Origin of the sequence: Acidovorax sp. HMWF018, assembly GCF_003061035.1 — a bacterium.
Classification (GTDB): Bacteria; Pseudomonadota; Gammaproteobacteria; order Burkholderiales; family Burkholderiaceae_C; genus Acidovorax; species Acidovorax delafieldii.
In genome coordinates, this window is record NZ_QAIM01000388.1 from 1 (window position 1) to 1,882 (window position 1,882).

Annotated in this window: 3 protein-coding genes and 1 pseudogene; all 4 read left to right on the forward strand. The window is 65.4% G+C overall.

The window, feature by feature from the left end:
- Positions 1–281: pseudogene (locus tag DBR23_RS15445) on the forward strand (YncE family protein); the annotation flags it as partial.
- On the forward strand, positions 278–637 hold the full coding sequence (locus tag DBR23_RS15450) for a DUF305 domain-containing protein (protein WP_008904210.1): 360 nt from the start codon (positions 278–280) through the stop codon (positions 635–637). The pseudogene DBR23_RS15445 and the gene DBR23_RS15450, both read left to right, overlap by 4 nt.
- A gap of 70 nt (positions 638–707) precedes the next feature.
- Positions 708–1,241, forward strand: a complete 534-nt coding sequence (locus DBR23_RS15455; protein WP_050813810.1) for an RNA polymerase sigma factor — start codon at positions 708–710, stop codon at positions 1,239–1,241.
- Positions 1,238–1,840, forward strand: a complete 603-nt coding sequence (locus DBR23_RS15460) for a hypothetical protein (protein ID WP_008904212.1) — start codon at positions 1,238–1,240, stop codon at positions 1,838–1,840. Before DBR23_RS15455 ends, DBR23_RS15460 begins: the two co-directional genes overlap by 4 nt.
- Positions 1,841–1,882 lie beyond the last annotated feature (42 nt).

Sequence of the window (1,882 nt, forward strand, 5' to 3'; positions counted from 1 at the left end):
TGGTGGGCACCTTCTCCAGCCGTGGCCGCGAGTCGCACGGGTTGTGGACCAACCCCGAGAACACGCTGCTGTATGTGGCCCACGAACAGGACGAGCTGCCCGGCACGCCCAACGCGGGCCAGACCGTGTGCAGTGCATTTGATGTGAGCGACCCGCTGCGCCCGACCTTCATTGCGCAGATCCCCCTGGGCAATCTGACGCTGCCCTCTGGCGCGCTGCGCAACAAAAAGAGCATCAACCTCGTCTACGTGCGTGTGGGCGAGAAGGGCCAGACGGCATGAGCGGCGCGCACACCAGCCACGGCGCCAGCGCCGCGCACACCAGCGCATTCCAGCGGGATATGGACGAATCGATGGCCCGCATGATGCAGGCCATGCACAGCCCGGGCTACGCAGGCCAGGCCGACCAGGACTTTCTGGCGATGATGATTCCGCACCACGCCGGCGCTGTGGACATGGCGCGGCTGGTGTTGCAGCATGGGCGCGATCCTGTCACCCGGCAGTTGGCCGAGGAAATCATTGCCGGGCAGACGGTGGAGATCCAGAGCATGCAACGCCGACTGCACACCCTGCAGCAGCGCACAGCCAAAGGTGCGGAAGCGGAATTTCCGTCGCTGGGTGGGACGCGGGGGCCTTGATCGACAGCCCTAGGGAAAGTACCGATGAGCGCCACGGAATGAACCAAGCCACGCAGCGCTCTTGATCACCATGCTGTTCCAGTCTGCCGAGTCCCGCTATAACCAATGGGTGCGTGAGCACTACCGTTTTTTGCTGCGCAGTGCGTGGGCGCTCACTGGTTCGCGCGCCATTGCCGAAGACGTGGTGCAAGACTGTTTTGCCAACGCCTGGAAGCACCGGGAGCAACTGCGCGACGCTGCGCTGGCACGGGCTTGGCTCTTTCAGATCATGCGCCGCGCCGCCTTTCGCCAGGCCGCACCCAGCATGCAGTCGCTGGACGATGAAGAGCAGCCCGAGCAAGCGGCGCCCGACGCGGGGCTGGACGACAAACTCGATGTCGTCAAGGCGCTCGCGCGCCTGGCGCCCATCCACCGCGAGGTGCTGGTGCTGTTTTATTTCGACGACATGCCCACCGCCCAGATGGCCGAGGCGCTGGAGATCGCGCCCGGCACGGTGTTGTCGCGCCTAGCCCGTGCGCGCGACGCTTTGAAGCTGGCCATGGGGGTACCTGCGACACCCAAGGCCGATGTCAACGTTACCCCGTTTCGCAGGACCAAGACATGAGCCCCGATACCGACGCGCCTTTCCTGCCCGACAGCGAATTCGATTTGCGCGCGCGCGCCGAGTTGGCGATCGCCTTCGAGGCCAGCGACGCACCGGCACACCTGTACCGAAAGCCGCAGCCGCTGCTGGCGCGACGCGGCTTGCAGCGTTTTCTGGCGGCGCTTTTGCTGGCCGGTGGCACCAGCGGCGGGGTGCTCGCCGTGCGACCGCCAGCGATGGTGCGCGACGCGATCGACCACGAATACCACGAGCGCAGCTTGCGGGGCAGTTTCATGGAGCAGCGCCAGTTGCTCATGCACCTGGGCATGCGGGACGCCAACGTGGTGCCCGGGTTTCCCCAACTCATGCGGCCATGCGATATCGAAGGTCACCTCGCTTACCACCTCACCACGTTCTTCGAGAAGGGCGGCATGGTGACGGTGTATGCCTTTGACCAGCCTGTGGACCTGCGCGAGGCCAGCGGCTGGTGGAGCAACGTGCACTGGAAGGTGATCCGCTCGCGCGAGGGCAAGCCCTTGTTGCTGGTGGCCCAGAAAAAGAAGGCACTGGCGGTCGCGCAGACGGCACTGCAGGCACCTCCCGTGTCCGGGCCAGGCTGAGGCACCGCGTCCCTGTCAACGAATCAACCGCTCACCCCTTTC

What these genes read in the sequence shown, in the direction of transcription:
- DBR23_RS15450 (WP_008904210.1), top strand. Translation starts at nt 278, where the DNA reads ATGAGCGGCGCGCACACCAGCCACGGCGCCAGCGCCGCGCACACCAGC.
- DBR23_RS15455 (WP_050813810.1), top strand. Translation starts at nt 708, where the DNA reads ATGCTGTTCCAGTCTGCCGAGTCCCGCTATAACCAATGGGTGCGTGAG.
- DBR23_RS15460 (WP_008904212.1), top strand. Translation starts at nt 1,238, where the DNA reads ATGAGCCCCGATACCGACGCGCCTTTCCTGCCCGACAGCGAATTCGAT.